Source organism: Nostoc sp. CmiVER01 (assembly GCF_034531135.2).
Taxonomy (GTDB): Bacteria; Cyanobacteriota; Cyanobacteriia; order Cyanobacteriales; family Nostocaceae; genus Nostoc.
Window position 1 is genome coordinate 250,536 of sequence record NZ_JAVRBU020000006.1, and the last position, 25,777, is coordinate 276,312.

A 25,777-nucleotide genomic window follows, 5' to 3' on the forward strand; every position below is an offset into this window, starting at 1 on the left:
TTAAAATCGCTAATCCATTCTGGATTCTGGCTCCTGAATTCTGAACTATTGAAGTATCTTTAAATTTTGAATTTTGAATTTTGAATTGTTAATCGGTTGTATATTATTAATATACTAAAATTGAATAAATGTCTCTACTAACTGTTTAACCTTTAATAGTAATATTCGTGGAAGATATTCTGCAAGCAGTAGAAAGAATTTTGCAAGACAAGCCTCTTGCATCAATTCAATGTTTTGTGCTATCTCAATCGTGGTTGGGCAAAACTTACGAGGAAATGGCAGAGGTATCAGGCTACCGCAACAATTACATCAAAGAAGTTGGCTCTGAGTTGTGGCAAGACCTTTCCGTTGCACTTGGAAAGAAAATAACGAAAAAAAATCTGCATTTAGCCTTGCAGAAATATCTCCAAGAGAAGATAACTGATCGAGAGAATCAGAGTCAAGAAAAATTGGGCGAAGAATCTAGCTTAGAAATGGTTTCTCCAGACTTGTCTTCAGCAAGCAAGATCGAATTTCCAAGCGGCCCTGTACCACTGGGTTCTCCTCTTTACATCAACCGCCCTCCCTTAGAAGAACTTGTTTATAACGAGATTTTACACCCTGGTTGCTTAATCCGAATTAAAGCACCTAGAAAAACGGGAAAAAGTTCTCTGCTGAACCGAATGATTGCTTATGCTAAAGAGCAAGGTTATCAAATTGCCTATTTGGACTTTCAAGAAGCTGACGAAGATATTTTTGCTTCTCTGGATAAATTTTTGCGTTGGTTTTGTGTCAATGTCAGCAGACAATTAAATCTCCTTCCCTGTCTAGATGATTTTTGGGATACGGAAATGGGCAGCAAGGTAAGCTGCAAAATCTATTTTGAAGCATATCTGCTGCAATACATTGAGCAAAGTCCTGTAGTTTTGGCTTTGCATGAAGTCCATCGAGTTTTTGAACATCCCAATATTGCCCAAGACTTTCTGCCAATGCTGCGATTTTGGCACGAACAAGCAAAGCAGGATCAAATCTGGCAAAAACTACGAATGGTAGTAGTTCATACCACAGAGATTTATATTCCACTCAAGCTAAACCAATCGCCTTTTAATGTTGGGATCACAATTACATTGCCGCCGTTTACCCTCAATCAGATACAGAAATTAGCATTAGCTTACGGGCTACATTGGGCAGCAGACTCTGAAGGGGCAAAACGCCTTGTACCTTTACAAGCAATGGTAGGAGGACATCCTTATTTGGTGAGCCTGGCGCTTTATCATTTATATCATGAAGAAATAACATTAGAGGTGTTACTAGAAAGCGCATCTACACAAGTGGGAATTTACAGTCAGCATTTACGAGAACTGTTGAGCTTACTCCAAAAAGAACCAGAATTAATGTTAGCTATGAAAAAGGTAATTGCCACAGACGAAAAAGTGGAGCTAGACGCGATCGCTGCTTACAAGCTAGAAAGTATGGGCTTGGTTCAATTAAACGGCAATCAAGCTCATACAATGTGTGAGTTATATCGCTTTTATTTTAGCCAACAACTAGGACGTTCAGGATCATAATAGTTCTGGTAAACTATTGAAACAGAGATAATAAAAATACTTGTTCTCGTTCTTAATATGAATTTAATCAATTATCTCGATGCAAATTCATTTATTAAAAATGAAAACTAGTTTAAAATCTTAAATCAAATGAACAATTATCGATACCAAGTTGGTGGAACCCTGACAACTGACGCTCCTAGCTATGTTGGGCGCAAAGCAGATGTAGAACTTTACGAAGCCTTGAAGCAGGGAGAATTTTGCTACATCCTGAGCAGTAGGCAAATGGGCAAATCCTCACTTATGGTAAAAACAAAGCATCGCTTTCAACAAGAGGGCTTTAAATGTGCCACCGTTGATATGACTAATATCGGTTGTGACAATATAACTCCAGAGCAATGGTATAAGGGAGTGGTAGGTGATTTATGGTTAGGTTTTAAACTGTTAGGTAAAGTCAATTTGAAAAGCTGGTGGCAAGAACAAAAAGATATTTCTTTAGTTCAGAAAGTTAGCCGATTTATTTCGGAAATTCTGTTAGCTCAGTTTCCTAACGAAAGACTATTCATTTTTATTGATGAAATTGATAGCATTCTCAGCCTCGATTTCTCTGTTGATGACTTTTTTAGCTTGATTCGCTTTTGTTATAACCAACGAGCAATTGATCAAGATTATCATCGGATTACATTTGCAATTTTTGGTGTTGCAACACCTTCAGACTTAATTCGATATCGAAATAATACTACTCCGTTTAATATAGGTAAAGCCATTCAAGTAAATGGATTTACATTTGAAGAAGCTCAAACTTTATCTTTAGGACTGAATATTAAAGATAATCATCCCCAAAAAATTTTGAAAGAAATATTAGCTTGGACAGAAGGACAACCATTTCTTACTCAAAAGCTATGTCGCCTACTTGTCACTTTATCTCAAAATGATGTGAGTAAAAAATTCAAAATTCCCCCTGGTGCAGAAGAATTTTGGATAGAAAATGTAGTGCGATCGTACATTATCGAAAAATGGGAATCACAAGATGAACCAGAGCATTTACGGACAATTCGCGATCGCATCCTGGGAAACGAACAAATTGCCGCAAGATTGCTGGGAATTTATCAACAAATTCTCCAAGGAGTGAAAGTCCTAGCCGACGATAGCCGAGAACAGGGAGAACTGTTGTTATCTGGTTTAGTAGTCAAAAAACAAGGTTTTCTCCAAATTAAAAATCGAATTTATCAAGAAGTTTTCAATTTAGAATGGGTAGGAAAAAAATTAGCTTACTTACGCCCCTACTACGAAACCTTCAATGCATGGATAGCCTCAAAGGAAAAAGATGAATCTCGGCTCTTGCGCGGACAAGCCTTAATTGATGCTCAAGCTTGGGCAAATGGCAAAAGCTTGAGTAACTTAGATTATCGATTTTTAGCTGCTAGTGAAGAATTAGATCGGCGAGAAATGCAGCACGCATTAGAAGCCGAACGCGCCAAAGAAATTGAAGCACGACTTGCAGAACAACAAAAAAGGCTGATTCAACAAAAGAAAACTGCTACAATAGTGACACTTTTGCTCGTGGGAATGACAATCAAGTTGATGATTTCTATAGTATGGGGAGTGTCGCTTTTACGAAAGATTGATGCTTTAGAATTACAGTTAAAATGTAATCAGGTAGGGCATCAAGGTAAAAGAATAACTACAAATCCTCGCTTAGGTAGATGCTGAGGTGAATTAGAGATTTTAGAATATCATAGAGAAACGCAGGGCTTCCCAAAGCTGCCGATGATGTGAGTTAAAATCCTGATATCTTCAATAACTACTCACGCAGACAGCCCCGGAAAAAGCGATCGCTATGCTTCAGTACCCCAATCTCGAACAAGCGCTAAAATATCACTTCGGTTACGACAGATTCCGCCCCGGACAACGGCAAATTATCGAAGATGCGCTGCAAAATCGAGATTTATTGATTGTGATGCCTACGGGTGGGGGAAAATCTTTGTGTTTTCAGTTACCTGCATTAATCAAACAAGGCTTAACGGTGGTGGTGTCGCCATTAATCGCTTTGATGCAAGACCAAGTAGAAGGACTGCGAAACAATAATATTAACGCCACATTTCTCAATAGTAGTTTGAATCCCTATAAAGTGCGATCGCGGGAAGAAGCCATCCTCACCGGTAAAGTTAGACTACTTTACGTCGCCCCAGAACGTCTTTTGAGTGAAAGATTTCTCCCGTTTCTCGATTTAGTCAAAGAAAAAATTGGCATTGCGGCTTTTGCCATTGACGAAGCCCACTGCGTCTCTGAGTGGGGACACGACTTCCGCCCAGAATACCGCCAGATGAAATCTCTGCGGAAACGCTATCCTGATGTTCCTACACTCGCCCTCACTGCCACAGCAACCGATCGCGTCCGTGCTGATATTATCCAACAACTAGGGCTAAAGCAACCTAGTATCCACATTGCTAGCTTTAACCGCCAAAACCTTTATTACGAAGTTCGTTCTAAAACCAAGTCTGCGTATGCTGAATTATTAGAACTCATCCGAGAAAATGAAGGTTCAGCAATTATTTATTGCTTAACACGCAAAAAAGTTGATGAACTCACCTTTAAATTGCAAAATGATAAAATTTCTGCCTTGTCTTATCATGCCGGATTAACTGATGAAGAACGCAGCAGCAATCAAACTCGATTTATTCGGGATGATGTGCGCGTCATGGTGGCAACAATTGCCTTTGGAATGGGAATTAATAAGCCAGATGTGCGGTTAGTAATTCACTTTGATTTACCGCGTAATTTAGAAAGTTATTATCAAGAATCAGGTAGGGCGGGAAGGGATAATGAACCTTCACGTTGTACGCTTTTTTTTAGTTTCAGTGATATTAAAACTATTGAATGGAGTATTAACCAAAAAACTGACCCTCAAGAACAGTTGATTGCTAAACAACAACTGCGTCAAGTAATTGACTATGCTGAAGGTACTGTTTGTCGGCGGACAATTCAGCTAGGTTATTTTGGGGAACGTTTTCCCGGTAATTGCGGTAACTGCGATAATTGCCGTCATCCCAAACCAATGCAAGACTGGACAATTGAAGCCATGAAGTTTTTATCTTGTGTGGCGCGTTGTAAAGAAAGATTTGGGATGCTGCACATTATTGATGTGTTGCGGGGGGCAAAAAAAGACAAAATTATCCAGTACGAACACGATAAACTTTCTACCTATGGTATTGGCAAAGATAAAAGTGTAGATGAATGGCGAATGTTGGCGCGATCGCTTTTACATCAAGGGTTGCTAGAACAGACTAGCGATGGTTACTCAGTTTTGAAACTTAACCCCCTTAGTTGGGAAGTGATGCGGCGACAGCGTACAGTTTCCCTTGTTGTTCCCGTAGCACAGAAGGTTACTTGGGAAGAAGGGAGCGAGAAGGCTGTTGAAGCAGAGATATTAATGCAGAGGTTGCGATCGCTCCGTAAACAACTTGCTGATGAACAATCTGTACCACCTTATGTTGTATTTCAGGATTCTACCCTAAAATTGATGGCACAGGTACAACCTACAACACTAATCGAATTTGGCAAACTTTCGGGAGTAGGTAGTCACAAACTTTCTCAATATGGCGATAAATTCCTTGCAGAAATTCGCGCCTACCGTCAAGAAAAAGGTTTAATAGATCCGCCCCAAGTTAGTTTTACACCCTCTGTTAGCTTACCTTCTGACACAGAAATATTCACATTACAATTACATAAACAAGGTTTGAGTGTTAATGAAATTGCCAAAAAACGCAATATTCGCCCTACAACAATTATTCGTCATTTAACAGATTTGATTGAAAAAAATCAGCCTGTAGATATAAATCAGTTAGTACCTCTTGAACATCAACAAAAAATTTGGCAAGTTTTAGAAGTGCTTGGTGATATTTCTTTAACACCAATTCGAGAACAACTTGGTGAAAGCTATACTTATGATGAAATTCGCTTAGTACGGGGTAAATGGCGGCGTGAAAATCGCAAGTGATAATTTCAAATTTTAGGTAATAATCTAAAACTTAGGAGAAGTTAGTGCGTTAGACTAGTTTCTTGGCTTGTAGCAACTGCCGTTCAAATCCTCAAGCAGTTAAATTATAGTGTACTTAGGTTGAATGGAAAAACAAATCTCAAGTAACGCATTAACTAAAGTCCAGGTATTGATTATGGCGATCGCATCTGGTGTCTGTGTTGCTAATGTTTATTATAATCAGCCAATCCTTCAAGATATTGCATCATCTTTTCGAGTCAGTGAAGGCGAAGCGGGTAGCATATCTGTGCTTACGCAAGTTGGTTACGGTTTAGGGATTTTCTTTTTAATTCCCTTGGGCGATAAAATCAACAAGAAAAAATTAATTCTTTGCTTACTGATATGTTTATTCTGTTTATTGATAGGCATGACGTTTTCACAAAATATCGCCGAAGTTTGGATATTGAGCATAGCAATTGGGATTGCGACAGTTTCCGCTCAGATTATTCTACCTTTAGCAGCAAGTATAGATAGAGTAACTACAGGTCAAACCGTAGGCAACATTTTTACTGGTATATTAATTGGAGTTTTAGGAGCAAGGGTTTTTAGTGGATATATTGCTGAATGGTTGAGTTGGCGTTATGTATATGGATTTTCGGCAGGAATGATTTTAATTGTTATTGTTTTGCTAAATATCTATTTACCAAGTGTAAAAAATGAGTTTAATGGTTATTATTTGGCATTATTAAGTTCAACACTCCACCAATTAAAACGTTTTTCATTATTAAGAGAAGCGTCTTTAATTAGCGGGTTATTGTTTGGTGTGTTTTGCTCATTTTGGACAACATTGACTTTCCATCTAAGCGGAACACCTTTTAATTTTCAATCTGACACAATTGGGATGTATGGCTTTGTGGCGATCGCAGGTGCATTAATGGCACCAGTTTTTGGTAAACTAGCTGATAAAGGTAACTCCCAACGTTCCTTAACTCTTGCTGTATCGATGGTGATTGCAAGCTTAGTAATTGCTAAAATTGCTTCTAATTCTGCACTGGCGATCGCTGTTGCTGTACTGTTACTAGATGTAGGTGTACAAGCAACCCAAGTTACTAACGTCGCAAGAATATACACTCTTGATGCTCAATCGAATAGTCGCATCAACACAGTTTACATGACTACCTATTTTATTGGCGGTTCTGTAGGTACTAGCATTGGTCTATTATGCTGGAATCTCGGTGGCTGGAATTTGGTAACTTGGCAAATGTTATTTTTTACTGCGATCGCATTTTTTGTTATCGTCAGACCTAAAACAACTACAGCAAGAATAAATAATAAATAATCTCAAACTTTCATTTTTGAATATTACACTGAGATATCGCCTTGCAGCAATAACTAAATTTTCTCTTCATCAAGGCGATATCTCTATATAGTCAGCTTATATTAAGAAAAGCTGGGGATTTCAGAGTTGGAAACTTCTGAGGTTGCAGTATTTTGGCTTTTCGCGGATATAATTGCTAGCAATTTAGGCAGCACTAGGCAAGCAACAGTATTTAGCAGCGTCAGTAATATACCATCCATTAAACTCATATTGTGATTCTCCAGAATTCAAAATTGGTGTTTACTATATTTTTAGTTTGCAGCAAAATTAGTACAATTGCTTCAAATCAGGATTTTGAATTTGCTTTATTACATATAAGCTAACTAAATATATTCTGACAATCTCAAGGTGACTTGTACCGCAAGGCGGAAGTCAAAGATCAAAAGTCATGAAAAATATTCATAGTCATCATCTTATTTTTCTCTATCCAGAGATATAAAATAACGCTAGGACAATTTACTTCAAGAATCAGCAGACTTGTAAGCTAACTTTGTAACAAAATGTAAACCCGTCAAAGTCTTTGTGATTGCTTCTCTACGAGATGCTACGTAAACGTTGTACTCATAATTACCAATTATATAGTTATAAATTTTTATACTTACCTATTGAACACAGATGGTAATATTTATATTGTCCTTTTTCATGTAAAAAAAGGGCAATAAAACTTAATTTTTTCAAGGATAATACTTATGTCTTATCTCGCAAAGCTAAGTCGTTCACCACGTTTAATGAGTCTTGCGGCTTGTGGTGCAATCATAGCTACAATTCCTATCAATGCTGCTTTTGCAGCACCCACCGATCTTAGTAGTTATCAAAATTCCTGTCGGAACATTGATGTTAGTGGAGCCACCTTAACGGCAAGTTGCCGTAGAATTAATGGCACATACAACTCAACCTCAATCCTGATTCGGGGAATATTCAATGGGAATGGAGTTTTGCTTTATACTAGTAACCCCAGATCCGCTAGTAGTTATCAAAATTCTTGTCGCAACATTAATGTTGCTGGAGCTACCTTAACGGCAAGTTGCCGGAGAATTAATGGCACATACAACTCAACATCAATTCTGATTAAGGGAATAGACAATATTAATGGAGTTTTGCGCTATTCATAGGTAGACATTAGGCAACGTTAAAGTCGGTTGGGTTGCCAAAAATTAGGTGAGGTAGTTTATCTACCTCACCTAATTTTTAAAATAATTTACTGGTAATTTGTCCATCAATTCGGAGAACAATTAGCACAGAAATCAGGACTAAATTTACAGAATTGGCTGCCTGTCAATTGGTAAACTGTACAATAAGGAAAACTTGTAAGTTCAATTTTAGCTGCTTGTAATTTGGAAGCATTCGGCAACGCTTCAGTAAGTTTAGTTTTCTGGGCCAGAAAAAGGGCTAAAAGCTTAGGAAACGCCATGCAAGCAGCAATGTTGAGCAGCGTTAGCAGTATAGCGTCTATCAAATTCATAGGTAATCATCTCCTGTGAAACGTAGGCGTAGCTCGTCGTAGACATCGCTGTTCTTAGCTGCAAACACAATCATTGCTTGCAGTCTATGTAAATTAACTTTAACATAAATTTTTGTAAATATAAACGTGGAATTCCTGGAATTATCATACACAGAGGGGAATGTGGATAATAAGGACGGTTATTGTAGCGTAATAACAAAATAAGCTGGAAAACGATCCGTTTACGATATTTAGGTAAGGTGTTATGTCAAAAACCCAAACCGCGTCTTCTTTTTTATCTAATATTAGCGAACAAGAACGGCAGGCATTAAAGCGGTTGGTAGATTACACAAATGTGGAATCGCTGCCAGAAATTTGGCCTTTGGCAGCTGGGCGATTTGGTGATGTTGTCGCCCTCCGCAGCCCTCATGCTAAACCAGAAGTAGTAATTACTTATACCCAGTTGGCGGAGCAAATGCAACTATTTGCTGCTGGGTTGCAGGCGTTAGGAGTGAAGGTAGGCGATCGCATTTCCTTAATTTCTGACAACAGTCCTCGCTGGTTTATTGCTGATCAAGGGATAATGACTGCTGGAGCCGTTGATGCAGTGCGTAGCTCCCAAGCAGAAAAAGAAGAACTGCTATTTATCATCGCTAATAGTGGTAGTACAGCGATCGTAGTTGAAGATTTAAAAACACTTAAAAAACTGCAAGACCGTCTCAAAGATTTACCTATTCAGGTGGTAATATTACTGTCGGATGAAGCACCACCGACAGACGAAACCCTAAAGGCGCTGAACTTTACCCAGTTGCTCGAAATTGGGAAAAATCATAATTTTGTGCCAGTCAAGCAAAATCGTGATGCTCTAGCAACCCTAATTTACACCTCTGGAACCACAGGTAAACCCAAAGGTGTAATGCTGTCTTATAACAACTTGATGCACCAAGTACTCACTTTCAGGACAGTAGTACAACCAAATGTAGGCGATATCGTTCTCAGTATTTTACCTTCCTGGCATAGCTACGAACGAACTGTTGAATATTATTTACTATCTCAAGGTTGCACACAAGTTTATACCAACTTGCGCTCGGTAAAAGCAGATTTGAGACAATTTAAACCCAACTACATGGTGGGTGTACCTCGGCTATGGGAATCGATTTATGAAGGAGTGCAAAAGCAGTTCCGCGAACAACCAGCTAATAAACAACGCTTAATTAAGTTTTTATTGAGCAATAGCGAGAAATATATCAAAGCGCGGCGGGTTGCTCAAGGATTGGATTTAAATAATCTTCATGCTTCAGCCGTCGAACGATTAGCAGCTAAGATCCAAGCATCTGCTTTATTACCCCTCCATACTTTGGGAGAACGACTGGTTTATGCCAAAGTGCGAGAAGCCACCGGGGGACAAATTAAGCAGATGATTAGCGGCGGCGGTGCGCTTCCCAGACACATAGATAATTTCTTTGAGATTATTGGTGTGCAGATTTTGCAAGGTTACGGCTTGACAGAAACTTCTCCTGTTACCCATGTGCGTCGTCCTTGGCGAAATTTGATTGGTGCATCAGGGCAACCACTTCCAGCTACAGAAGCTAAAATCGTAGATCCTGAAACAAAAACGCCTTTACCAGTAGAAAAGCGAGGCTTAGTATTGTTGAAGGGGCCGCAGATTATGCAAGGCTATTACCAAAATCCGGAAGCGACAGCGAAAGCAATTGACGCTGATGGTTGGTTTGATAGCGGCGATTTGGGTTGGCTGACACCACAAGACGACTTGGTGCTAACTGGCAGAGCAAAGGATACGATTGTATTGACCAACGGGGAAAACATCGAGCCACAGCCGATCGAAGATGTGTGTTTGCGATCGCCATACATCGATCAAATTATGCTCGTCGGTCAAGATCAGCGCAGCCTGGGAGCCTTAATTGTCCCCAATATCGAAGCCTTAGAAAAATGGGCAGCCAGTCAAAATCTGACACTGGATACGCCCAACGATTCGGTTACTTCTTCACCTACTCAAAAAATTGACTTCGAGAGTAGAATGATCCAGGATTTATTTCGGCAAGAATTGAATCGGGAAGTGCAAAATCGTCCAGGTTATCGACCGGATGACCGCATTGGAACGTTTAGACTGATTCTGGAACCGTTTTCCATCGAAAATGGCTTGATGACACAAACACTAAAAGTTCGCCGACACGTCGTTACGGAACGCTATCACGATATTATTGACGGCATGTTTGCCTGATTATTCCACCTCCCAACTAGTAAGAGTGAACGTGAAATATTTATGGATGTCTCCAAATCTAACTTGCTCCTGAAACGTGTTGTTAACGTCAAAGTCATTGTGACTCCCCTCTGGAAAGAGGAAGTACAACAGCAACTACAAACGCAAATCAATCAACTTGACCAGCAACTGCAACAGCTAGACGTAGAAGGACAAAGAGCGATCGCTGCAATTCAAAAGCAGAGTCTACAACCACCAGGCCCCCAGACCCTCCAACAAATTGACAATATCCAACTCCAAGTCAATCAAAAGAAAAGTGAATTTCTAGAGCAGAAAAATCAATTGCTGCAAAATCTCCAACAAGTGCAGTTTCTTCAGCAAGATCAAGAAGTCAACCAATTCCAAATGGAAGGCTTTTTCCGGGTAGAGATTGGTGATAACCTGATTAGCAAAATGCAAGTGGAAATCGTTCTCCGCGATGGCGTTGTAGAAGAAATTCGCGGCGACATTTAAATTTGTCATTTGTCCTACCCTGCGGGAAGCCCTTCGGGTGACGCTCCTAACGTCGCTAACGCTGCGCTAACAGCAGTCGCTCATGGGGGAAACCCCCATCGCCCTTGGCGTCTCCCCTTGGGAGAAGACCTCGCTGCTTCACCGCTAAGGCGTCTATGTCATTTGTTTTATGACTAATGACCAATGTACAGACGCGATGAATCGCGTCTCTACTGACAGATGTGATTTAACTTTGTTTGGGAGCGTCTCCCAGCCCAACATTCCACCTGGGAGCCAGCCCAAACAATTTGCCAGACTGGAGGTGAGCTAATAAAAAGCGATCGCCCAAAAGTAGTCATCTCAACTCGATATTTAATACCAACCGAATCATTACCCCCCTTGATTTGTGTAATCGTCACAAGGGCCTGATTTCGTTGTGGATAAGCTACCTCTACCTTTCGCGTTCCTCCTACTGCTCCTATGTCATCAAAGGCATTCAGCGCAAGGGTAGCAGGATCGCTACCTTGGAGAGATGAGTTGAGCTTTTCTAAAGGTATAGTTTTAAAATTTGAACGCTTTGAGTATGCCACAACCTCTTGAGACTGATGTATTGCTCCCACCTGCTGGGTTTGTACATCACTAGTCTCAACAATCGGTGTAGATTGCTGGTAGGTAATATATACTCCAGCGCCAGCAGTGGCAAAGATACTTAGTATCACAATCAAAAAGAATTTCAACTTTGCCGACATAAAAATAAACAGGAATTTCAAATAGGTTTATGACCAATTTTGAATTCTAGATTGAACTGCATTCTATATCCTCTACCTGTGAGAAGCTCCTGTATCTTAAGCAGTAGTTATGAGGAATATAAATAGCAATCCCATTTAATCTGTGAGAAACTCGTGATGGTTGTTCCAAGTCAACGACTAAAACGAGATCGAGATATTGGCTAACCATTGACGATAGCTCTGTATTATAGACCTCTAAGTTATATTTAGGTTCCTAGAGTTAGGAGAGACGCGATTAATCGCGTCTGTACAAGAGTTAAAAGTTAGTAACTCCCCCCATTCCCCACTCCCCACTCCCTATTCCTCAATAAAAATATAAAATCTCCAGTCCAAAACTCTCCTACCAAGATACAATTCGATCTGATAAAAACTGTTAAAGTCCATAAACCATTGATTCCCAAACCACCCTATGAGCATTCACGAAGTATTTATGCCGGCGCTGAGTTCCACCATGACGGAAGGCAAAATCGTTTCCTGGGTGAAATCGCCAGGAGACAAAGTGGAAAAAGGCGAAACAGTGGTGGTTGTAGAGTCAGATAAGGCAGATATGGATGTAGAAACCTTTTATGAGGGATTTCTTGCCCATATCATAGTTGAAGCTGGTGAAACTGCCCCAGTAGGATCTGCGATCGCCTTCATCGCCGAAACGGAAGCTGAAATTGAACAGGCCAAGTCTCTTGCCAATTCCTCTGGCGCGGCTGCTACTACTACCGCTTCCCCGGAACCAGTCGCCGCCACAGCCTCAGTTGCAACACCTGCCTTAGCGTCTCAAAACGGGTCTAACCACAAGGAAGGAAGGCTTGTAGCTTCACCCCGTGCCCGCAAATTAGCCAAAGAACTTAAAGTTGATTTAACTACACTCCAAGGCAGTGGCCCCCACGGTCGCATTGTCGCCGAAGATGTAGAAGCATTGTCCAATAAGGACAAACAACCCGCCCCTGCCCCAGTTGCCCCACCAGCACCTGTACCAACCAGCACCCCTGCACCCCCAGCACCTCATACACCAGCACCCGCGCCAGTGGTAGCGGCTGTTCCTGGTCAAATCACGCCTCTAACTACTTTCCAAAATGCCGTAGTGCGGAACATGGTAGCCACCATATCCGTGCCCGTCTTCCGTGTTGGTTATACAATTACCACTGATGGATTAGACAAACTTTATAAACAAATTAAATCCAAAGGCGTGACAATGACAGCGCTACTGGCGAAAGCTGTAGCGGTAACGTTGCAAAAACACCCATTGTTAAATGCTAGCTACTCAGACCAGGGTATTGTTTATCATTCTGATATCAACATTTCCGTAGCAGTAGCGATGGATGATGGCGGATTAATTACACCTGTGCTGCAAAATGCAGACGCAGTGGATATTTATTCTCTATCGCGTACTTGGAAATCTTTGGTAGAACGTGCCAGGACAAAACAACTACAGCCTCAAGAATACAACAGTGGTACTTTTACACTGTCTAACTTGGGGATGTTTGGCGTAGATAAATTTGATGCGATTTTACCGCCTGGACAAGGGTCAATTTTAGCGATCGGGGCATCCCGTCCGCAAGTGGTAGCAACACCCGACGGTTTATTTGGCGTGCGGCAACAAATGCAGGTGAATATTACTTCTGACCACCGCATTATTTACGGTGCCCATGCTGCGGCGTTCTTGCAAGATTTAACGAAATTGATTGAGACGAATCCTCAATCTTTGACAATGTAATTTTGAAAAGACACCAAATTTAAATGTTAGCGCTATCAGCGAACAGCATTTTTTCGTAGAGTAGCGCTAACAATATACCTCCGTTTAAATTTTTTCTGGACAAACTATGTGGCGATATCACGTCTCTACATGAGTTGATGTCTAAACTGATATCAAAGTGACATACGACAACACCCTGAAATATCTGGTTGAGCAGTATCCAGAAGATTTTATCCGCTACTTACTCGCATCTGAAGCAACGGATATCCAGATTCTCAAAACAGAATTAAATCAAGAACCAATTCGTGCCGATTCTGTAACCTTTTTGCAAACTGCCAATCAAATACTGCATTTAGAGTTTCAAACCTTACCAGCATCGACTCCACCCTTGCCACTGCGGATGTTGGACTATTGGGTGCGGCTATATCGACAATACAATTGTGATATCGAGCAGATAGTAATTTTTCTTAAACCGACAACTTCAGAAGCTGTCTTTGTAGATCAATTTATTGCCCGCAATACTACTCACCGTTACTCTGTCATCAGAATTTGGGAACAAGATCCAGAACCTTTATTGTTATCTCCTGGTTTATTACCTCTGGCAACTTTGGCGCGAACAGATTCTCCTCAAAGCTTACTTCAACAGGTAGCAGTTCAGGTGAGTATGATTGAAGAAGAAGCTACCAAGCAGAGTATCTCGGTATGTACCCAACTTCTAGCAGGGTTGGTATTCGAGCCAGAATTAATTCGTCAGTTTTTGAGGAGAGAAGATATGAGAGAATCTAGCATTTATCAAGAAATTCTCCAAGAAGGACTTCAAGAAGGTAGACAACGAGGCATTGAACAAGGAATTGAACAAGGCATTGAACAAGGCATTGAACAAGGAAGACAATCAGAACTAAGGCTAGTGATGCGTCTATTAACTCGTAGGCTTGGTTCAATTAATTCTCAGTTACAATCCCGGTTGCAAGAGTTATCCTTGACTCAGTTAGAAAACTTGGGTGAAGTATTACTAGATTTCGCCAGTGAGGCTGATTTGATAAATTGGCTTAATACAATAGAAAGTTAGAGTTTGCTTTAAACCTTTCGACCAGTTACAAAAAAAGTCAGATTTTCGTACCAAGCTCCTTGCTCTGTTGCTTCTGCTTCAATTTTTTGACGATACTCTGCTTTTAATTCTGCTATTTGCTCTGATGAAAGTTCTAACAAAGGGTTTTCTCTAGGATGAAACCATTCACCATTCCATTCTTTAGCTTGCTCTAGATTGCGGTAGAAACCTAGTTGTTGGGTCTTCACTTCAATATTTTGAAAACCAGCTTCTGCAAGCAGATTATGACATTTTTCGGGTGTGCCTGTTGGCTCATTGATACTTGTCAGCAAAATATTATGTTTGTTACAAATATCGATGATGAGTGGCGCTCCACAAGATTCTTCAGAGCAACAAGAAAAAGCTACAACTCCGCCTGGTTGGAGAAAACGATACCATTTACGTAGAACAGCAGGAATATCTTTAAAATACACTATCGCCGTAGAGCAAAGAATTACATCGAAACTCTCATCATTGAAGTCGATATACTCAGCGTCGGCTTCAATAAGTTCGATATTTTGTAAGCCTAATTCTTCAATTTTCTGTTGTGCTTGAATTAGCATCCCTGAAGAAAAATCTACTCCAGTGACTTTTCCTTCAGAACCAATAATTTGTGAAACAGCAATAGCAATGATACCAGTGCCTGTTGCCATATCCAATACTTTTTGTCCCTTTTGCAGTTGAACTAAATCTAGTAGAGGCAGAGCGCGATGAATTGTATAATCGTTGTCATAGCTAGTTCTGCTATCGAAGAAATCAATTACTTTTTTCTTATACTGTTGTTCGTATTGGCTATTTTGCACGATCTTCTCGATTTCACTGGTCAATTATGAGAATAAATTGTCAGTGAAACTTTTGTCTTCTGAAAACTTGCTTTCAAAATTTTTAAATCTTGCAAAATCCCAAAATTTATATCATCTCTCTATATGCTTTGGGTGTGATTCCTATATGCTTACGAAAAAGGGTGGTAAAGTTACTTTGGCTAGAACAGCCTACTTGAAGTGCAATTTCGATAATAGGTAATTGAGTAGAAGTGAGTAAAAATTTAGCTTGTTCAATCCGACATTGAATAACGTATTGATGTGGAGAAAGACCCATTAAACGTTTAAACCTCGCAGACTCCGCGCTGTGGGATAATTTCAATAGTGAGTAGGCGTAGCCCGTCGTAGACATCGCTCCCAACGATCGTCTCATCTGCTACTCTTTTAAATAGACTGGAATCAAAAGAAACTAGAAGAAATTTTATTTCCTGGTGCCAACGCGCTTGAGTCGGAATCCCCTTTGGAGTGACATTAACCAAACCTCTCCTCATCTGCGTACTGTGTAACCTTCCACCTGCTAGCCGCCAGTCTATTTGACATGAATTACCAAGCCAAATATTAATGCTGTGCTGCTGTAAACAAAGCTCTGGACATTCAAAGGCAGGTAAATGATGCTGTTCAAGCACAATCCCTTTCCAGTGATTAGTGCTGGATAAAATAGGAGGTTTACTGCTCATCGGCACCAGATTTCCGCTTGCCACCTCAATGGCTGAGAGTTGTTCAGATTTCATGTTGCCTACTAACTTGTGAGCTACTACAAAAAAGATAGTAAGCTAATGCGTGACAAAGTTACACTATTAACTTCTTTTCGTTAGTGCTAACAGATGACTCTATTTGCTCAGTCGATTCACTTAAAACAATCATTTATTCCTCAGCGTACCTCTGCGCTTACCTCAGCGTGCCTTTACGTTTAAAAAAATAAAAAAGGTGGGCATTACCCACCCAACAAACTTATCCCTTCACACAAAGAACTTGCTTGAGCGTTGCTACAACTTCAACCAAATCCGCTTGATTTTCCATAACTTGCTCTATTGGCTTATAAGCACCAGGAATCTCATCTAACACACCCTCATCTTTGCGGCATTCTACGCCATTTGTTTGCTCTATCAAATCATCCAGTGTGTAGACATTTTTTGCCTTATTTCTAGACATTAAACGCCCTGCACCGTGAGAGCAAGAACAAAAACTATGAGCATTACCTTTACCTTTAACGATGAAAGACTTTGCCCCCATCGAACCAGGAATAATCCCATAATCTTCAGTCTGGGCGCGGACTGCACCCTTACGAGTCACGTATACATCCTCATCAAAATGCACTTCTTTTTCAGCGTAATTGTGATGACAATTAACCTGCAATAAAGGTTTCGTTGCCTTCCCACCTGCTAAATGCTTCTCGACAATATGCTTAAAACGCGCCATCATCACATCGCGGTTGACACGCGCATAGTTTTGTGACCATTGCAAATCGTGCCAATATGCTTTAAATTCTGGCGTACCAGCGACGAAGTGAGCTAAATCAGCGTCAGGCAATTTATTACCAGCCATTTTTGCTAATTCTCTGGCTGTATGAATATGACATTGGGCGAGTTTATTGCCGATGTTACGCGAACCAGAATGCAGCATCAACCAAACTTGATTCTCTGTATCAAGGCACACTTCAATAAAATGGTTTCCTCCACCCAGAGAACCCATCTGTTTCATTGCTTTACTTTGTAAGTCTTGCACGCCGTGATGCAAGTCTTTAAAATCTTCCCAGTGTTGCCAATTACTGACAGATTTTTCAATGTCTTTATTTTCGTTAAATCCAGTAGGAATTGCTGCTTCAATATCCAGGCGGATTTTCTTCAGTTTACCTTCTAGTTGTTCGGCGGTAAATGATGTTTTGATAGCGCTCATTCCACAACCAATATCCACGCCGACAGCAGCCGGGATAATCGCTTCTTTAGTTGCAATTACAGAACCCACTAAAGCACCTTTTCCTAAGTGAACATCTGGCATTAATGCGACATGCTTAAACACAAACGGGAGTGATGCTACATTCTTTGCCATATTAGTTTCTTCTGGGCCTAAAGAGTGATTTGCCCAAGATAAGACGGGTGCTGGTGTGGTAATTTCTAACTTTTCGTAGGGCATAACTTTTTCTATTTTGGTTTTTAAATTTTAGATTTTGGTGAGGTAGTGCGGTCTTCTCCCAAGGGGAGACGCCAAGGGCGATGGGGGTTTCTCCCATGAGCAACTACCGTTAGCGCAGCGTTAGCGAGTCTTGTCTACGACACGCCAAGGGCGAACGAGCGTCATCCGAAGGGATTAGGTAGATTGTGCTGATAATTATCTATATGATTTATAACCCATTATCTAGTAGTTTTCCAGGGTTTTTATTAAGGACTTCAGTGCTTACTATGAACTTGCTTTCCCATTAATTTAAACTTGACATACTACTAATGGTCTATTGTATTAATTTTGCAGGGTTAGAATGGAAACAGAGAGTTGAGCGATCGCAGATCAGAAGAGTATGCCAAAAAAGCACATAGTAAAACTAACACAAGAACAGCATCAACAATTAGTTGAAATAGTGAAAAAAGGAAAAGCAACGGCGCGAATGATTCGTCGGGCGCACACTTTACTCATGGCTTCGTCAGGTGAAACAGATGATGGTATAAAATTCCTTGAAAGTTTTATATTCATTGCCATGAAATGCGATGATTATTGTCATCACTTCTGATAGATGCATTCGGGAAGTGCTGCGCTTTTCTCCTGTTGCCGATGGCAATTGTGGTACTTTCTGCCAAAGACTTTCCCATTGGTTACAGAAATCATCTACGTCGTAGAAAATTTGGGCTTTGGTCGAGGCAAGATATCATGGTGGACATAGTCGAGACTCTGATTTTTGTTAGATATTATTAGTCTCGGTATTTTTTTGTGACTTCGCAGCTTCTCGTAGAGTAGAGAAGAATTCGTAGAGTGTACGTAAGTCCTAGTTAAAAAGAGAAGAAGCTGCGCTAGGGAGTCGTACAAAGTACATACTGAATTCTGACTTCTGAGTTCTGAATTCTTTTTATAAAACAAAATCCACCTAAACATTAAACTGTTTGGCGGACTTGTTAGTTATTTTTAGTGGATCCGAGCAGAGTCGAACTGCTGTCCAAATTGGGTATTAACCCCCCGCTCATTCACAGGTTTAGCCTTTCTGACCCTCAAGGCGGGAATCGTTCATTATCCCGAACGTAGGATGCTCTGATTTAATCTTAGCTAGCAAGCCAACCAGAGAACGCTTACTAGAGCATCCGTTGGGGTTTGGTCTTCAGTCCTTAACGGAGTCAAACTAAAGACGCTCGAACCTATAAGAGGTTTTTAGGCAACTGCTAAAGCAGGCTTACGAGCAAAGCTAACGATGTTATTCGCATTTACTTTTTGTTTGAGCCTTTGATTTCCGAGAGGAGACTCACTCTCGACCTGAATCACAGAGCAGCGTTCGCCAACCTGTCGAAACCGTGACGGACCCATGCGCTTCATAATTCAATTATAATACGTGGTTTTAGAAATGTGTTATTGACAAAAAATTTTTGGTTTATGCCAGTACTGCTGAGAAACACAGGGTATCTTTATATGAAGTTGGCTCTAGACTATCAGTATAGTTGGCACACACGGTAATGTCTTTGTAACCGTTTTTCTGTAAACACATAATAAACTCGTCGCGTCCAAACCAATGTAGGGAAAGATTTTGTAACTCTGTAGCAACAAGTTTGCTTTCTTTCCACTTCTCGTAGCGAATCACAGTTGTGTTAACTTGATTGAGCCAGTTTAGCCGAGATGTAGATTGTAAAAGGATTGTTGAGCCATCTGGGCAGTTGATTGGCAATGACTGTTTAACAATGTTCTCTGTTTTAAAATCTTCAATAGGCAACTCTAAATCAATAAAGATTCGCCCGTGTGGTTCCAGGTATCGAGCAAAAGCTTGCAATACAGCCACAGCAGTAGCTCGCTTTTCTAGCAGCATGAATGAACCAAAGGAAACTACAATTGCACTAAATTTACCAGGGATATCAAAATTTTCTACACAACTTTGATACAAAACAGGATTTAAATTCCTGTCAGTACAGTGTTTTTGACAAGCTGCCAACATATCTGGTGAAGTATCAATACCCTCAACATTGATACCAGCTTCTAGCAATGGAATGAGTAATCGTCCCGTTCCTACCATCGCCTCCAAAATTCTGCCACCAATTGATGAAAGATGTTTGATGTAGTATGGTATATCTGGGTAATCTTGACCAATGGGTTTAGTTATTTCGTAAACCTCAGTACATAAGGGCCCGTATGCCGTTAATGTCATCTATAAAAGTCTCAAATACTAAATAGCCAATTGCTAATCTTAAAATAATTAGCAATTGGCTATATATTACAATGCACTACAAATAAATGATTAGCTATACCCTAAGTTAGTGCTTCAGCACCACCAACAACTTCTAGGAGTTCTTGCGTAATTGCAGCTTGTCTAGCTTTGTTGTAAGACAACGTAAGGGTGTTAATCAATTCACCAGCATTTTCACTAGCATTACTCATGGCTGTCATCCGGGCTGCTAGTTCACTAGCCGCCGATTCTTGCAGCGCTCGCAATAGCTGGTTACTCAGATACAAGGGCAACAAAGAATCCAGAATCTGCACTGGATCTTGCTCGAAAATCATGTCAGGAGCCAACGGGCGGGCTTGGCTAGCTACTTTCTCGCGTTCTACTTCAAATTTACCGCCACGGGTTGTCAAGCGGAAGATTTCGTCATCGCCTGCTTCTAGTCCTTGCGGATCTAGGGGCAATAGAGTTTGTATCACAGGACGGGAGCTAACCAATGAAATGAATCTGGTGTAGATTAATTCAATGCGGTCTACTTCTTCGGAAAGGAACAAGGAAAGTAGTTGGTCGGCAATCTGATTGGCTTCTGCTGCGGTAGGAATTTGCTCTAAGCCGCTATAGGTAGCATCAATAGGCTGATCTCGGCGTTGAAAGTACTGTGTAGCTTTGCGTCCGACTAACACAAATTGATAGTTTAAACCTTCTGCCTTGATTTCCTTGGCGCGATTTTCTGCACGACGAATAACGTTACTATTGTAGCCGCCGCATAGACCGCGATCGCCTGAAATTACTAACAGCCCGACTGACTTAACTTCTCTTTTTCTCAGCAGTGGTAGGTTTGCTTCTTCAAAGCGCAGACGGCTTTGCAAACCATACAATACTTGTGCCAAACGATCTGCAAAGGGGCGAGTCGCTAGCACTTGTTCTTGCGCCCGGCGCACTCTAGCCGCAGCTACAAGACGCATGGCTTCTGTGATTTTTTTGGTGTTTTTGACCGACTGAATGCGATCGCGTATTGCTTTTAGATTGGCCATATTCTTGAGTTAGGAGTTAGGAGACGCGATTAATCGCGTCTGTACAGGAGTTAGGAGCAGAGACGCGATTAATCGCGTCTGTACAAGAGCTAGGAGTATTTCATTAACTTTTAACTCTTAACTCTTCACTCCTGCCTTTAATTACGCTGCTGCTTTGAAGGTCTTCTTGTATTCGGTAAGTGCTTCCTTTAAAGCAGCTTCTTCTGCATCACCTAATGCTTTGGAGGCTCTTACTCCTTCGGCATACTTACCAGTCTTTAAGTACTCACGCAGACCTTGGGTAAAGGTTGTGACTTTATCTACAGGCACGTCATCCAAGTAACCGTTAATACCAGCGTAGAGAATTGCTACTTGCTCGTATACTGAGAGTGGCGAATTTTGTGGCTGCTTGAGGAGTTCGCGCAACCGTTGACCCCGTGCCAACTGGTCTTGAGTGGCTTTATCTAAGTCAGAAGCAAATTGAGCGAAAGCTTGTAAGTCGTCAAATTGGGCTAGTTCCAATTTAATTTTACCGGCAACTTTTTTCATTGCCTTGGTTTGAGCCGCAGAACCCACGCGGGATACAGAAATACCGGGGTTCACAGCTGGACGGATACCAGCGTTGAACAAGTCAGAAGATAGGAATATCTGACCATCAGTAATGGAAATTACGTTGGTGGGGATGTATGCTGATACGTCACCAGCTTGGGTTTCGATGATTGGTAGGGCGGTCATACTGCCTTTACCTAATTCGTCACTTAGCTTTGCGGCTCTTTCTAGCAAGCGGGAGTGAATGTAGAATACGTCTCCAGGGTAAGCTTCGCGTCCGGGTGGACGACGCAGCAGTAGTGACATTTGGCGATAAGCTTGGGCTTGCTTGGAGAGATCGTCATAAATTACCAGGGTAGCTTTGCCTTTGTACATGAAGTACTCAGCAATAGTTGCGCCTGTGTAGGGAGCTAAGTATTGTAGGGTTGCTGGTTCGCTGGCGCTAGCAGTGACGACGACGGTGTAATCAAGTGCGCCTTTTTCTTGCAATGTTTGTACTACGTTGGCGACTGTGGAAGCCTTTTGACCGATCGCAACGTAGACACAAACTACATCTTCTTCTTTTTGGTTGATGATGGTGTCGATCGCGATCGCAGTTTTACCGGTTTGGCGATCTCCAATAATCAATTCCCGTTGACCACGACCGATGGGAATCATTGAGTCAATAGCTGTGATACCCGTTTGCATGGGTTCGTGTACTGACCGACGAGCAATGATACCAGGCGCTGGAGATTCAATCAAACGGCTGTCTGAGGATTTGATGTCTCCTTTACCATCGATGGGGCGACCCAAAGCGTCTACAACTCGTCCAATTAAGGCTTCTCCTACCGGAATCTGAGCAATTCTACCAGTAGCGGTTACAGAGCTACCTTCTTGAATTTCTAGCCCTTCACCCATAAGCACCGCGCCCACGTTGTCTTCTTCTAAGTTTTGGGCGATGCCAATTGTGCCATCTTCAAATTCTAAGAGTTCCCCAGCCATAGCCTTTTCCAGACCATAGATCCGGGCAATACCGTCACCAACTTGTAGAACAGTACCAACGTTAGCAACTTTGACCTCTTGATCGTATTGCTCGATTTGTTGTTGGATAATGCTGCTAATTTCGTCAGGTCTAATTGATATGCTCATGTGTCTATCTTGTTTGCTTTCGAGACGGGAAAATTCAATAGTTAGGAGTGATGAGTTAAGAGTAACGAGTTAAGAGCGATGAGTTAAAAAAGCAAAGGTTAAAAGTTAAAAGTCAAAATAAATTATTGTTTACTTAACTCTTAACTCCTAACTTCTGTACAGACGCGATTAATCACGTCTCTACTCTAACTCCTGTACAGACGCGATTAATCGCGTCTCTACTCCTAACTTTCTAGCTATTAGTTAAGCGCAATGAAAGGCGACGCAACTGACCCCGAATACTGGCATCAATTACCTGCGAACCTACTTTTATGATTACACCACCAATTAACTCACTGTCTACCTTGGTTTCTAGCTCTACCTGGCGAGCATTAGTTATGGCAATGACCTTTTGAATGATTGCCTGCTGTTGAGCTTCTGTGAGGGGAACGGCTGAAACTACTTCCGCTAATACGGTTTGATTCAGCTGCCGCAACAGCGCCAGATATTGTTGAAAAATCGATTCCAAGAATGCAATGCGGCGTTTGTCTACTAATACCAACAAAAAGTTGCGTAAGTAGGGGTTAGCGCCTTCACCGAGTATTTGTTTGATGAGAGCTTTTTTGTTCTCAGCCTGAATAAACGGGTTGCTGAAGAAGTTTTGTAGCTGTTTGTCTGCTCTTAACAGTCCCAGTAAAGTACGCGCATCTTCCCCGAACTCTTCTGTCAAATTTTTCGATTGCGCTATTGACAAAAGCGCCTGTGCATAAGGTTGGGCGACTTCGGCTGTTGCTACCTGACTTGTCATACATTGCCTCCCAGTTGTGCGATGCTGCGATCAATTAAACTTTGTTGAGCATCGTCGGCAATCCCGCCTTTAAGCTGCGATTCGACTTTCTGCAATGCTAGTGTAGCAACTCGTTGCCGTAATTGAGCGATCGCTCGCTCTGTTTCGGTATTTAAATCTGCTGCTGCTGTTTGTTTCAAGCGTTCTACGTCTTGCGCTGCCTTCGCCAACAAGGCTTCTTTCGTCTTTTGGGCGTTTTCTGTGGCCGATTGGCGGATACGTTCTGCTTCTGCCTGAGATTGCTTCAACTGCTCTTGCGCTTGGGAAAGGGCAGTTGAAGCCTCTTTTAAGCGCCCTTCTGCTTCCTGAATTGCGGTGGCAATATTGGATTGTCGCTCGTTCAGGATATTGCTTAAAACTTTACGTCCGAAGTAGAATAAGATGCCAACCAGAATCGCTAGATTAATCAGATTGGTTTCAAAAATGTCTAGGTTTAGACCGAAACCACCTTCTGCTGCGCCTTCTGCCAATTCAGAGTGAACAGCGTTCGCTTCTGCGGCAAGTAATAAGAATGTCCCCATGATACCCATTTACAAGTGCGCTGCTCGCTTGCTAATACGTTGTATTTTTCCCAAGGGAAGGAAATTTAAGTATCTTTTCCCCGTAAGGAAATTAAGTATCTTTCCCCAGAAGGGAAAAAGTGCCTTTATTTGACACTTAAATTTTGCGCTCTGGACTAGGGCCCAGTTACGCGTATGCTTTCGCAGAGCCAGTCTAGTTAGCTTATCTAACTGGAGTTGGCCCCAATAGTTTTTCTAGAATCTGTCTGCTTAAAGCATCAACTTGTTGCTCTAAGGTGCGAAAAGCTTCTTGCTTTTGTTGTTCTATTTCAACAGAAGCTTGTTCTCGTTGAGACTGAGCTTCCTTTTGGGCTTCAGCGATTTTATCGGCAGTAATTTTTTTAGCTTCCAGTTGAGCTGCTTCTAGAGTAGCTTGCGATTGTCTACGAGCGTCTGCGAGTTGCTGCTCATATTCGGCGGCTAAACGCTCGGCTTTTGCCAAGCTTTCTTTCGCCTCAAGGGTATTCGTTCGGATATAATTATCGCGATCGTCTAGTACCTTGGTCAGTGGCTTATAGAAAATTGCATTCAACAAAGCTGCTAGTAGCAGGAATTGCAATGCCATGAAGGGCAAGGTAGCATCGAAATCAAACATTTGTCTCCTCTTTGGCTGGAGTAGCAGTGTTCATGGCTAGCAACGTCATCCAACCTTTGATATTTTAGAGACCCATAGCCAACAAGGGTCAACTGAACATTATAACTATTGAGATACCTAAAACCTCTTAGATTGTAGAGGCGTGATGGTTCACGTCTCCACACTCACAAAAATTTCAGGTATTAGCCGAAAGGATTAGCAAACAGCAATACCAGGGCAATTACTAGACCATAGATAGTCAAGGATTCCATGAATGCCAAGGTTAATAGCAGAGTACCGCGAATTTTTCCTTCTGCTTCAGGTTGACGAGCAATACCTTCTACTGCTTGTCCAGCAGCGTTTCCTTGACCAATACCAGGGCCAATTGCAGCTAAACCAATCGCTAAAGCAGCAGCGAGAACTGAAGCAGCCTGAACTAATGGATCCATGTTGATTTTCCTTGCTTTGATTACAAAACTAACAAAAGTGCGTTAACGATTAGAAACGTGATTTTCACGCTGCACATGAGTTCTTTGATCGCGCTTTGCGATGTTTTGAGCGAATATGCTCTTGGAACTGTGCTATCAACTGAGAAGTTTAATGCTCCTCATGTCCTTCTTCACCATGCCCCTCCATTGCCTCATGAATGTATGCTCCGGCTAGGGTGGCAAAAACCAGGGCTTGAATGGCACTGGTAAATAAACCCAAGGCCATTACAGGCAGAGGTACAAATAGAGGAACTAGCAGCACCAGCACCGCCACTACCAATTCATCCGCCAAAATATTACCAAATAGTCGGAAGCTTAGGGAGAGGGGCTTGGTGAAATCTTCGAGAATTGCGATCGGCAACAAAACAGGTGTTGGCTCTATATATTTCTTAAAGTAACCTAAACCCCGTTTGCTAAAACCTGCGTAAAAGTACGCTAAGGAGGTCAGCAATGCCAATGCGACAGTCGTATTGATGTCATTGGTGGGAGCTGCCAATTCGCCCGAAGGTAGCTTGATGAGCTTCCAGGGAATTAGCGCACCTGACCAGTTCGATACGAAAATAAACAAGAACAATGTGCCAATAAATGGCACCCAAGGGCGGTACTCTTTCTCACCAAGTTGGTTTTTGGCCAGATCGCGAATAAATTCTAGGGCATATTCCATCAAATTTTGGATGCCCTTGGGAATTCTTTGTGCGTTGCGAGTAGCAGCAATTGAAGCCACTACTAGAATACTAATCACAAACCATGAGGTGAGAAAAACTTGCCCATGAATTTTAAGATTGCCCAACTGCCAGTAGAAATGATGACCTACTTCTAATTCGGCGAGGGGAAAAGAATTAAAGGCGTTTAAGACACTAAGCATTTGCAT

At 41.5% G+C, this 25,777-nt stretch carries 24 protein-coding genes, 1 other RNA gene and 1 pseudogene; 10 read left to right on the forward strand and 16 right to left on the reverse strand.

The annotated features are described in order from the left end of the window. Positions 1-167: 167 nt before the first annotated feature. The 5 genes from RMZ43_RS11845 (at position 168) to RMZ43_RS11865 (ending at position 7,995) form a co-directional block, all read left to right on the forward strand. Entirely contained in the window at positions 168-1,547 is a 1,380-nt protein-coding gene (locus tag RMZ43_RS11845) for an AAA-like domain-containing protein (RefSeq protein WP_322652690.1), read from the forward strand. A 129-nt stretch (positions 1,548-1,676) separates the two neighbouring features. After that, entirely contained in the window at positions 1,677-3,239 is a 1,563-nt protein-coding gene (locus RMZ43_RS11850; RefSeq protein WP_322652691.1) for an AAA-like domain-containing protein, read from the forward strand. A 127-nt stretch (positions 3,240-3,366) separates the two neighbouring features. Then, positions 3,367-5,526, forward strand: coding sequence for a DNA helicase RecQ (gene recQ / locus RMZ43_RS11855; protein ID WP_322652692.1), 2,160 nt, complete (start codon positions 3,367-3,369; stop codon positions 5,524-5,526). Between the two features lie 124 nt (positions 5,527-5,650). Then, the gene (locus RMZ43_RS11860; RefSeq protein ID WP_322652693.1) at positions 5,651-6,844 is read left to right on the forward strand and encodes an MFS transporter; all 1,194 of its coding nucleotides are present in this window, start codon (positions 5,651-5,653) and stop codon (positions 6,842-6,844) included. Between the two features lie 728 nt (positions 6,845-7,572). Next, the gene (locus RMZ43_RS11865) at positions 7,573-7,995 is read left to right on the forward strand and encodes a CVNH domain-containing protein (protein WP_322646652.1); all 423 of its coding nucleotides are present in this window, start codon (positions 7,573-7,575) and stop codon (positions 7,993-7,995) included. A gap of 104 nt (positions 7,996-8,099) precedes the next feature. Here RMZ43_RS11865 and RMZ43_RS11870 read toward each other — a convergent pair whose 3' ends face one another. Beyond that, on the reverse strand, positions 8,100-8,345 hold the full coding sequence (locus RMZ43_RS11870; protein ID WP_322646653.1) for a hypothetical protein: 246 nt from the start codon (positions 8,343-8,345) through the stop codon (positions 8,100-8,102). Positions 8,346-8,589: 244 nt separating this feature from the next. Between RMZ43_RS11870 and RMZ43_RS11875 the strand changes: the two genes are divergently transcribed. Together RMZ43_RS11875 and RMZ43_RS11880 are read left to right on the forward strand one after the other, a co-directional pair. Then, positions 8,590-10,566, forward strand: coding sequence for an AMP-dependent synthetase/ligase (locus tag RMZ43_RS11875; RefSeq protein ID WP_322652694.1), 1,977 nt, complete (start codon positions 8,590-8,592; stop codon positions 10,564-10,566). 42 nt (positions 10,567-10,608) lie between these two features. Next, positions 10,609-11,058, forward strand: a complete 450-nt coding sequence (locus RMZ43_RS11880) for a YlqD family protein (RefSeq protein WP_012412623.1) — start codon at positions 10,609-10,611, stop codon at positions 11,056-11,058. Positions 11,059-11,267: 209 nt separating this feature from the next. On the opposite strand, the gene RMZ43_RS11885 is transcribed toward RMZ43_RS11880, so the two are convergent. After that, positions 11,268-11,786 carry a hypothetical protein gene (locus RMZ43_RS11885; RefSeq protein ID WP_322652695.1) on the reverse strand — a complete coding sequence of 173 codons (519 nt, stop codon included), beginning with the start codon at positions 11,784-11,786 and terminating at the stop codon, positions 11,268-11,270. Positions 11,787-12,234: 448 nt separating this feature from the next. On the opposite strand from RMZ43_RS11885, the gene RMZ43_RS11890 reads away from it, so the two are divergent. Both RMZ43_RS11890 and RMZ43_RS11895 read left to right on the forward strand, forming a co-directional pair. Then, the gene (locus RMZ43_RS11890) at positions 12,235-13,533 is read left to right on the forward strand and encodes a dihydrolipoamide acetyltransferase family protein (protein ID WP_322652696.1); all 1,299 of its coding nucleotides are present in this window, start codon (positions 12,235-12,237) and stop codon (positions 13,531-13,533) included. 157 nt (positions 13,534-13,690) lie between these two features. Next, a complete protein-coding gene (locus tag RMZ43_RS11895) occupies positions 13,691-14,581 on the forward strand; it encodes an Rpn family recombination-promoting nuclease/putative transposase (RefSeq protein ID WP_322652697.1) in 891 nt (296 codons plus the stop codon). Between the two features lie 8 nt (positions 14,582-14,589). Here the strand turns inward: RMZ43_RS11895 and RMZ43_RS11900 are convergent, their stop codons facing one another. The 4 genes from RMZ43_RS11900 to RMZ43_RS11915 form a co-directional block, all read right to left on the reverse strand. Further along, complete coding sequence (locus tag RMZ43_RS11900; RefSeq protein WP_322652698.1) at positions 14,590-15,402, reverse strand: class I SAM-dependent methyltransferase; 813 nt, start codon at positions 15,400-15,402, stop codon at positions 14,590-14,592. 106 nt (positions 15,403-15,508) lie between these two features. After that, positions 15,509-15,793 (reverse strand): helix-turn-helix transcriptional regulator, encoded by a 285-nt coding sequence (locus tag RMZ43_RS11905; protein ID WP_416212421.1) that lies wholly within the window; start codon positions 15,791-15,793, stop codon positions 15,509-15,511. Further along, positions 15,705-16,151, reverse strand: a complete 447-nt coding sequence (locus tag RMZ43_RS11910) for a hypothetical protein (RefSeq protein WP_322652699.1) — start codon at positions 16,149-16,151, stop codon at positions 15,705-15,707. Before RMZ43_RS11910 ends, RMZ43_RS11905 begins: the two co-directional genes overlap by 89 nt. Before the next feature lie 220 nt (positions 16,152-16,371). Then, a complete protein-coding gene (locus tag RMZ43_RS11915; protein ID WP_322652700.1) occupies positions 16,372-17,553 on the reverse strand; it encodes an RtcB family protein in 1,182 nt (393 codons plus the stop codon). Between the two features lie 379 nt (positions 17,554-17,932). Between RMZ43_RS11915 and RMZ43_RS11920 the strand changes: the two genes are divergently transcribed. Then, entirely contained in the window at positions 17,933-18,142 is a 210-nt protein-coding gene (locus RMZ43_RS11920) for a hypothetical protein (RefSeq protein ID WP_322652701.1), read from the forward strand. Here RMZ43_RS11920 and RMZ43_RS11925 read toward each other — a convergent pair. The 10 genes and pseudogenes from RMZ43_RS11925 to atpB form a co-directional block, all read right to left on the reverse strand. After that, a pseudogene (locus RMZ43_RS11925) lies at positions 18,071-18,290 on the reverse strand (IS982 family transposase); the annotation flags it as partial. The gene RMZ43_RS11920 and the pseudogene RMZ43_RS11925 overlap by 72 nt on opposite strands. 242 nt (positions 18,291-18,532) lie before the next feature. Next, positions 18,533-18,922, reverse strand: a transfer-messenger RNA (tmRNA) gene (ssrA, locus tag RMZ43_RS11930). Positions 18,923-18,988: 66 nt separating this feature from the next. Then, positions 18,989-19,753: a class I SAM-dependent methyltransferase gene (locus RMZ43_RS11935; protein WP_322652702.1), complete on the reverse strand. Its 765-nt coding sequence runs from the start codon at positions 19,751-19,753 to the stop codon at positions 18,989-18,991. 101 nt (positions 19,754-19,854) lie between these two features. Continuing rightward, positions 19,855-20,802 carry a F0F1 ATP synthase subunit gamma gene (locus RMZ43_RS11940; RefSeq protein ID WP_322652703.1) on the reverse strand — a complete coding sequence of 316 codons (948 nt, stop codon included), beginning with the start codon at positions 20,800-20,802 and terminating at the stop codon, positions 19,855-19,857. A 141-nt stretch (positions 20,803-20,943) separates the two neighbouring features. After that, positions 20,944-22,458: a F0F1 ATP synthase subunit alpha gene (gene atpA / locus RMZ43_RS11945; RefSeq protein WP_322652704.1), complete on the reverse strand. Its 1,515-nt coding sequence runs from the start codon at positions 22,456-22,458 to the stop codon at positions 20,944-20,946. Between the two features lie 232 nt (positions 22,459-22,690). After that, positions 22,691-23,245 (reverse strand): ATP synthase F1 subunit delta, encoded by a 555-nt coding sequence (gene atpH, locus RMZ43_RS11950; protein WP_322652705.1) that lies wholly within the window; start codon positions 23,243-23,245, stop codon positions 22,691-22,693. After that, on the reverse strand, positions 23,242-23,814 hold the full coding sequence (locus RMZ43_RS11955) for a F0F1 ATP synthase subunit B (RefSeq protein ID WP_322652706.1): 573 nt from the start codon (positions 23,812-23,814) through the stop codon (positions 23,242-23,244). Before RMZ43_RS11955 ends, atpH begins: the two co-directional genes overlap by 4 nt. Before the next feature lie 193 nt (positions 23,815-24,007). After that, positions 24,008-24,439 (reverse strand): F0F1 ATP synthase subunit B', encoded by a 432-nt coding sequence (locus RMZ43_RS11960; RefSeq protein WP_322652707.1) that lies wholly within the window; start codon positions 24,437-24,439, stop codon positions 24,008-24,010. A 182-nt stretch (positions 24,440-24,621) separates the two neighbouring features. Further along, positions 24,622-24,867, reverse strand: a complete 246-nt coding sequence (gene atpE, locus RMZ43_RS11965; protein ID WP_012411162.1) for an ATP synthase F0 subunit C — start codon at positions 24,865-24,867, stop codon at positions 24,622-24,624. A 148-nt stretch (positions 24,868-25,015) separates the two neighbouring features. Continuing rightward, positions 25,016-25,777 carry a F0F1 ATP synthase subunit A gene (gene atpB / locus RMZ43_RS11970; protein ID WP_322652708.1) on the reverse strand — a complete coding sequence of 254 codons (762 nt, stop codon included), beginning with the start codon at positions 25,775-25,777 and terminating at the stop codon, positions 25,016-25,018.